The following is a 7,461-nucleotide window of genomic DNA, read 5'->3' as shown; positions in this document are numbered from 1 at the left end:
TGATAAGAATCGTCGGTCATTTCACGGTTCATATTTGAAAATATAGCCGGGCCTTCGTAGTCGTCCGGGTGGTTGGCATCGTCGATTTTAAGATTTTCGATGATGATCCGTTCGGGCATGTAGGCGATATAGCCGAAATCGTGCTGGCCGGACTTGGAACCGCCGATCAGCGAAGCACTGCGGGGTTGGCCACCCGCTGGCACGAAAGTACAGTTACGAATCACCAACTCGCCCCGCCAGGTACTGCCGTAGTCGGAGCGCAGGTTGACGAGGGTACTGCCGCGGATCGTACTGTTCTCCACGAGAAAGGTCCCGCTACCAATGGCGTTGATGCCCATATGTCCCAGGGTCGAATTGCGGATAGTGGCGTTGGCCACGCCCATGTGGGCGTCGAACCGGGAAAAAACACAGCGATCATAGAGCATATTCTTGCAGAAACTCGAACCCAGAATGCCCCAATAGGTGCGGTCGTCGATGTCGTTGGTCTGGCGGCAATCGATGAAAGATACATTCAGGGCGCGGGTGGCGGAAATGTCGTAAGTACCCATCGAGACGGGTTTCCCGGCCGCTCCGATGGTACTGTAGGTTTTGTGGCCGGACAGGACGGTGTTTTTGACCGTTAGATTAGCGCAGTCCCGAATACCGATGAAGCCGCCGTAGGGTGCGCCGTGGTCGCCTTCGCCCGTGATGCGGTGTTCGAGTCCGTCAATAACGACGTTGGAGCGCTTGATCGTGATGTTCCGGCTGTAATAGGTGTAAGCCGACTCAGCCTTGTTGGCGATTGTCGTAAATCGTCCCCCGGTGATCGTAAGTACCTTTTCGTCGATGGGCAGCGCACTGATTTCTGTGATTTGGTCAAAATCCCAGATAATCGGCGCGTTCATGTCCACCTTGCCGTTCTTGTCCACCATAAAAATATCGGTCTGCGACGCGCCGTTGTTTTGGTTCAAGCCAAACCGGATATAGCGCTTCACGTTGGCGTCGGTGACCGTGATCAGGCAGGGACCGGATAGGGAGACATCGATCTTTTCCTGATTCCGCTTCAACGACGAAACGCCTTTCAACGGAAACGATTGCAGACTGGAGCTGACCAGGAAAACGGGAGCATTACGGTTTTGCACTTCGGTGTCATCGATCATGAAGGACGCCGTACCAAAATCCGTATCGGTCTGAATCGCAACGGTGCGCTCCTTGCCACTGATGTAATAGGTAGCGCCCCTGTCTGCTCTTATCGGTAAACCCTGCTGATTGGCAAAGGCGTGGGCCGCCGCGATGGCGTCGATGTCGTCGGTTTTGCCGTCGCCTTTCGCACCGAAGTCGCTATACACAATCCGTCCCCGTTTTTTGAAATTTTGCGCATCTTTGGGGGAAACATTCACTAGTAGTTTCCCGTCTTTATCGCTACTCACCTGAGTCTTCTGATTATTGGAAGTGACTACGACCGTTGCCCCATCCGACAGGCTCGCGCTCTGTCCTTGGGCTACGGCGACCTCCGATCCTAAGAATAACCACAAAATAGCGCATTTCAACAGGAGCCTTGATCTTGATGCATTCATAAATTCGAGCGGGCTGTTCATGGGTTTTTATTTTTTCGGGATAAGGTAGTAGTCAAATCAGTACTGAAAAGGACGACCCGCCCAGAATCTATCGAAATCCTGAGTACCCAGCAATAATTCGACGCTATAAGCATCTGAAAAACTACTAACTTTCCCCTTCGTTAGCCATCCCCTGTTTCCAACCACCCACAACGCATGAGAGTACCCATTTTGCTTTTCCTACTGGCTTTCGCGGTCGGCTGCAATAGCCCACAAGAAAAAAAGGAAACCGCCGAAAAACGGGTCGTCGTGAACGACACGATTCCCAGAGAGCGAACTAACGTCGACCCCAAGCCGGTCGCCGCCTATTCCGCGCGCGTCCCCGATCCACTGAATGAATTCAAGTTCACGGTGAAGCTGTACGAAACCCCACTGCGGTTTCGCTACCGGGTGGCTGTCACCTACAAAATGATGGATGTGAAAGACAGCGTCGATATTCCCAACTTCGGTTACCAGCCCAAAGTCGACGTGCGGAAGTATGAGAATGATCTCTCCTGCATGATTGGTTTCTACGACGCCAAGGGTACCTTCATGGATCTGAAAAAGGTAGAAGTGGTCGGCGATCAACTCAAAATGCGGCAGGTGAAGCGATACGGCGTGGGTACGGTAAGGAAGAAGTAGTGCCTGTTCAGTCCCACTTCAAGTATTTCTGCCAGTTATGCTGTTCTTTGAACCCCAACACTTCCCGAATTTTGCGATTTGAAAACAGGGCTTCGTGCTCGCCCAATTTGCGCGTAATGGGTACACCGGGAAAGAATCGTTCAGCCAATTCTTTACTGGGAATGACGGCACCGTTTTGATCGTTTCCGGCATTGAAAACCTGATAACCCAGGCCGTCCTTTTCCAAACACAAATCCACAATCTGTCCCAGGTCACGAGCATCAATGTAGCAGAAAGCATTTCGGCGGCGCACCTCGGGGTTTTTAAAATAATCCGGGAACAGTTCGGCGTATTCGTGAGGCTCGATCACATTGCCAATCCGAAGGGCATAAATGTCAAAGCCTGACCGTCGTTGGAAGCTTCGTGCCGTTTTTTCATTAACTACCTTCGATAACCCGTAGCTATCCATGGGGTCGATGTCGTAATCTTCTTCCAGCGGCAGTACTTTGGGGTCGGTTTTACCATCCGAGAAGCAAATTCCGTAGGTAGTTTCCGAAGAGGCGATGATGATTTTCTTGATGCCTGATTTAACCGCGGCTTCAATCACGTTGTAGGTACCTATGGTGTTGACCCGAAACGTTTCATTGTCCGGGTTGATCAAGATTCTGGGCACGGCGGCGAAATGCACTACCGCATCAAACTTCGGCACGCCATCGCCTGCTTCCAATTCATCCAGCCCGGCGTATGAGCTCAGGGCGTTGAACATTTGCCCGGAATCAGTGATGTCCGCGATCAGGTTATCTACCCCCGGATGATCCAAAGGTTTCAAATCTACATTCATCACGCGATGTCCCTGATTGAGCAGATACGGAATCACGTGCTTGCCCGCTTTTCCCGAGCCGCCGGTAAAAAATATACGCTTTGCTGTCATTTGGTTGTCTATTTGCTATTTTAGGAAAAAATTATGTCTATGAAAAAATCGCTCCTTACCTTATTGGGTTTTAGCACGGGCCTGTTGCTGATGGCCTTTTACGCGGAAGAAGGATTTCTGGAACGCATCGTGAAGAAAATGGATGCCTACCAACAACTATTTATCCACGAAAAAGTGTACCTGCACATCGACCGGCCCCATTACCTGCCGGGAGAAACGATCTGGTTTAGTGCCTACGCCACGTTTGCCGCCACGAGTACGCCCGATACGCTCAGCCGGCTATTGTACGTAGATTTGATCGATTCCAAAAGTCAGAAGATTCTGCTTACGAAGCGCGTTCGGATGGCGGATGGCCTGGGGCAAGGCGATATTTTCTTGCCCGACAGCCTGCCCTCGGGTCCATATCGGCTTCGCGCGTACACCCACTGGATGCGGAATTTTTCGGAGGAGCTTTTCTTTTACCGTGACTTCGCTCTGCTTGCTACCGATCCTGCTGCCACACCTGCTGCATCCTCAGAGATCGATGTGCAATTTATGCCCGAAGGCGGGTATCTGCTTCGTAATATCGAGAGCAAAGTCGCATTTAAGGCCACCGATAGCCTGGGCAAAAGTATCTATTTATCGGGCGTCGTACTCAACCAATCTAATGACACGTTGGTCAGGTTTTGGACGGAGTACCTGGGCATGGGTCAGTTTTTGTTCAGACCGCTGGCGGGCCAAACGTACCGTATTCAGGTCAAAAAACCTGACGGTAGTTTTACCGCTGCCCCTTTTCCTACCATTAAAGAAGAGGGGGCGATCTTTATCGTCGATAACCTTTCAGACAAAGAAAATGCCCGGATTTTTGTCAGAAGTAATTCGGCCAATCCGGTCGAAATGGCCTTGATTGCCCATAACCAGGGCGATGTTACGTACGCCAACAAAGCGGCAATTTCCGCCAAACTCACCCTTTTCGCCATCCCCAAAGCGGGGCTCGGCGATGGCATCACGCACCTTACGCTCTTTGGCTTAAATAGCCTTCCGGTAGCGGAGCGCCTGATTTACAATCGCCTGGCGGAACCCTTTACCATCAAAATAAAGCCCGCCAAAAACACCTATAAAATACGTGAGGAAGTGGACGTTGGCCTGGACGTGACCGACCCTGAGGGAAATCCCGTGCAGGGCAATTTTTCGGTGGCTGTAACGGACAACAGCCAGGCCGCAACCGAGGCTCATGCACAAAATATCGTCTCTTATCTCAGACTGGAAGCCGATCTTCGGGGAGCGATCGAACAGCCAGCCGGGTACTTCGATCGCTCGAACCCCAACGCTGATCGGTACCTCGACCTCCTCCTGATGACGCAAGGCTGGCGCCGATTCCGGTGGGAGGATGTCCTCACCGACCAGGCCCTAGAGCCTGCCTACTTTGTAGAGCAAGGCATAACGCTTACCGGGAAACTGGTGCGAAATAATAGCAAACGAACCACGGGTGTGGTGCCGTTGGCCTTTACCATTCTCCAAAAGGACAGCACCCAGATGTTTGTGACCGGAGAGAGCGTAGCATCGGGGGAGTTTGCGGTGTACGGTATGGACATAACGGACTCCACCGACGTGCAAATCCAAATTACCGACCCGAAAAAGGCGGTGGATGTGAAGATACTAACCGACGTTTTTTCGCCACCGACACCGACCAAAATCCCTTTCCGAACGCCGGACAGACCACTTGCCGCACGGGACATCCTGGAACGCGCCAAAGACTACCTGGCAATAGAGCGGGCTATTCGCGAGAGCAAAGAAAAACTTTTACAAGAAGTCGTCATCAAAGGCAAAAAAGTGGATCCCATAGCCAATGACACCCGCCGTGCGCTCTACAAGCGCCCCACATCTACGTTGGCTTTTACTGATCAAAACACGGCGGGTGCGCTCACTATTTTTGATGTGATCAAGGGGCGCGTTCCCAGTGCGCGCGTGATTGGCTCACGGCCCAACCAGGTAATTCAGCTCCGGGGAAATTCTAATTTTCAGGGAGTCATCGAACCGATGTACATGATGGATGGCAGCCCTGTCAACAAGGATGTCGCCATGAACATCCTGCCCACCAGCGTGGAATCTATCGACGTAATTGTGGGTGCAGCCGCTACGATATACGGCGATCAAGGACGGGGTGGGGTCATCAATATTCTCACTAAAAATGGCAATCCCAACCGCCCCTACACGCCCGAGGATACCGACGGTAGCTTGTCCACCCGCATCATGGGCTACGATCCCCTGCGCGAGTTCTACGCCCCCCGCTACGACGAACCTCAGCCCGAACACATACGCCCCGACTACCGTCCCACCCTGCTATGGGTACCCCATATTCGAACCGGATCGGATGGTAAAGCCGCTTTTTCATTCTACACGTCCGATTCCAAGTCAACCGTAACGATCAAGGTAGAAGGTTTAGCCCTCAGCGGACTGCCGGGAGTCGGTCAGGCGAAGGTGTTGGTGGAATAGTCGGTTCTTATCTTTTGCTGATTCTATTGCGCGAAATCGAACGCTGCCGATCGCTCTTGAAACGATGCATGAGCGCGCTCGCTTTGAGGGCATGCTTGGTGCTTCGGCCCTGCACCCGCGCCCGCCAACGCCGCCACGAAGCGGGCTTCAACGAACGTCGCATCAACACGATAACCTCCGGTTCCGCGAGGCAAAACTGCGCCTCGATGGCGTCGAAGGGTGTACGGTCTTCCCAGGCCATTTCGATGATCCGATCCGTGTCGCGTTCAGATAGTGTATTGATTTGCTCTTTTTCTATCATTCCAGGTTAAACAGCGAAGGGTGCGATGCTGTTTAAAAAATCCTGACAGCTACCCTTAATATCCGTCTCAATGTCGGTAGAACGTTGGGTAGCTAACCCTAGGCGCGGCCCGGCTAGTATTAGCGTTGGTTCTTTATAGCTGAACACTACTCATTTACAAAGTGTCTTATACTAGTAGTTCAGCCACAGGCTTACCTTTTTTATAATAAATTCAACCTGCCCTTAACTACCCATGAAACAGTTCGATTCGCCGACCGATGTACTGCCTTATTTTTCGGCCTTGTCTTATGATGCACTGATGAAGGCCCGGCACGAGAACCACGCGCTTGTCCCGGCTCAGCGGGGAATTTACTTCTGGTTTCTGCGCGAAGAAGGCTTCGAAAAGCTGAGCCAGAAGTTGCAGGTTATACTGCGTCCTCCCCAACACACCATCAAAATAGGGGATGCTTCCCTGGTGTATTATGGGCACCTAGGGACCAACGCCAATCTGAGGTCTGTGCAACGGGCGGACAATTTGAAGTACTACTTCCAGTCGGAGATTCCGCATAAGCCCCTTGAATACAGCCTGGAATGTTATTCTTACCTTTCCTGCTTTCGAAAAACCATTAGTGGCTTACTCTGCGACGATATATTGGCCGAGCAGGAAACTGTAAAATCTTTTTTCCATGACTACCTGCTGATCTACTACATGGCCTATGACGCCATCACCGAGGAGGAGGGAGTAGAGGCTAGAAAAGCCGCAAAATCAGATTTTCGCCATATAAATCGGGCGATATATGCGCTCGGTTCCTCCTCCATAGGCATACTTCATCATGCCGTCAAAGATGCGTTGGTCTATGACGACTCTGGTCCAGAGGTACGGTTCATCGTAGAAAACAGGCGTTACTTTGCGGAGGGAATGACCTTAATTAAGATCCGACAAAAATATCAACTGGACGAGGAGGCCGGGAGTGATCTGATTGAGCCCAGATTTTTTTTCGAGGGAAGAAAATCATTAATGAGTTTTTGAATTGTTAATATGTATCTCGCTTACTGTCAGGAATTTAACTAAGGTTAAATCCTTGCGGACAGGAATTTATGGATCAGCGCGAAGTATTCCGATCAGGTGAGAGGGCCCGGGCCTCGATAAATATCCGCTTGATGTCAGGGAAGGCCTGCCGGATATTTTTCTCAAGCACCACCACAGCTTGCTCTACCTCAATGGCCGTGAGTTCGGATTTGAAGTTCACGTCTAAGGCCAAAAACACCTCATTGGGGCCAAAATGCATGGTCAGTGGAGGTCTGACACTCTGAATGCCCGGCTCATCTTCAATAATTTTTTCGAGCCCTGCCACCACGATGGGATCTGCCCCCTCCCCAATCAGCAGCCCCTTACTTTCGTAAGCTAGGAAGGCCGCAGTAGCTGACAGGATCAACCCGATCACGAGCGAGGCTACGCCATCCAGGTAAGGGTTGTCGAGCTGATGCCCCAGAAAAACCCCCAGCGCTGCTACCAACAGCCCCAGCAACGCCGCTGTATCCTCAAAAATTATCGCAAAACTACCCGGATCCTTACTGGC

At 51.6% G+C, this 7,461-nt stretch carries 7 protein-coding genes; 3 read left to right on the top strand and 4 right to left on the bottom strand.

Annotated features, from left to right (window positions below; translation table 11 throughout):
• Nucleotides 1-1,577, bottom strand: a 1,577-nt coding sequence (locus tag ACEW8P_RS25745) for a hypothetical protein (RefSeq protein WP_373515930.1), incomplete at its 3' end; no start/stop codon positions are given.
• A 174-nt stretch (nt 1,578-1,751) separates the two neighbouring features.
• On the opposite strand from ACEW8P_RS25745, the gene ACEW8P_RS25740 reads away from it, so the two are divergent.
• A complete protein-coding gene (locus ACEW8P_RS25740) occupies nt 1,752-2,216 on the top strand; it encodes a hypothetical protein (protein WP_373515929.1) in 465 nt (154 codons plus the stop codon).
• Nucleotides 2,217-2,223: 7 nt separating this feature from the next.
• On the opposite strand, the gene ACEW8P_RS25735 is transcribed toward ACEW8P_RS25740, so the two are convergent.
• Complete coding sequence (locus ACEW8P_RS25735) at nt 2,224-3,126, bottom strand: NAD-dependent epimerase/dehydratase family protein (protein WP_373515928.1); 903 nt, start codon at nt 3,124-3,126, stop codon at nt 2,224-2,226.
• 39 nt (nt 3,127-3,165) lie between these two features.
• Here ACEW8P_RS25735 and ACEW8P_RS25730 point away from each other — a divergent pair, with 39 nt between their 5' ends.
• Nucleotides 3,166-5,601, top strand: a complete 2,436-nt coding sequence (locus tag ACEW8P_RS25730; protein ID WP_373515927.1) for a TonB-dependent receptor plug domain-containing protein — start codon at nt 3,166-3,168, stop codon at nt 5,599-5,601.
• Nucleotides 5,602-5,608: 7 nt separating this feature from the next.
• Here the strand turns inward: ACEW8P_RS25730 and ACEW8P_RS25725 are convergent, their stop codons facing one another.
• A complete protein-coding gene (locus ACEW8P_RS25725) occupies nt 5,609-5,902 on the bottom strand; it encodes a TIGR03643 family protein (protein WP_373515926.1) in 294 nt (97 codons plus the stop codon).
• A 232-nt stretch (nt 5,903-6,134) separates the two neighbouring features.
• On the opposite strand from ACEW8P_RS25725, the gene ACEW8P_RS25720 reads away from it, so the two are divergent.
• Nucleotides 6,135-6,911 (top strand): hypothetical protein, encoded by a 777-nt coding sequence (locus ACEW8P_RS25720; protein ID WP_373515925.1) that lies wholly within the window; start codon nt 6,135-6,137, stop codon nt 6,909-6,911.
• A gap of 73 nt (nt 6,912-6,984) precedes the next feature.
• On the opposite strand, the gene ACEW8P_RS25715 is transcribed toward ACEW8P_RS25720, so the two are convergent.
• Nucleotides 6,985-7,461: cation diffusion facilitator family transporter (locus ACEW8P_RS25715; protein WP_373515924.1), on the bottom strand; the 477-nt coding region annotated here is incomplete at its 5' end.

Origin of the sequence: Persicitalea sp., assembly GCF_041751555.1 — a bacterium.
GTDB lineage: Bacteria > Bacteroidota > Bacteroidia > Cytophagales > Spirosomataceae > Persicitalea.
The sequence above is the reverse complement of the archived record's forward strand: the minus strand, read 5'-3'. Positions and strand labels throughout refer to the sequence as shown.